We start from the raw sequence: 214 nt of genomic DNA, 5'->3' as shown, positions 1-214 counted from the left end.
CCAGTGCCAGAAGTAGTCGCTATAGACTTGAGCGTATTCGTTAGCGATTGAAATAAGTTTTTTGTTTTCGAGTGTTTCTTCCAGATACAAGCCCTGTAAGTAATGACGTGAAGTAGAGAGGGTAATGGTATTGAGCGCTTCGTGTTTACCTGTCTGTTCCGATAATTCAAATATATTGATGTCGGAACCTCCATTGTAGCTGTATATCAGGTTT

At 40.2% G+C, this 214-nt stretch carries 1 protein-coding gene; it reads right to left on the bottom strand.

Going from position 1 to position 214, the window contains the following annotated elements; translation table 11 throughout:
- On the bottom strand, positions 1–214 hold a 214-nt coding region (locus A3729_RS32860), incomplete at both ends, for a hypothetical protein (RefSeq protein ID WP_197475791.1).

The sequence above is a fragment of the Oleiphilus sp. HI0043 genome (assembly GCF_001634935.1).
Note: the sequence above shows the minus strand (reverse complement) of the source record. Positions and strands in the feature narration are given on the sequence as shown.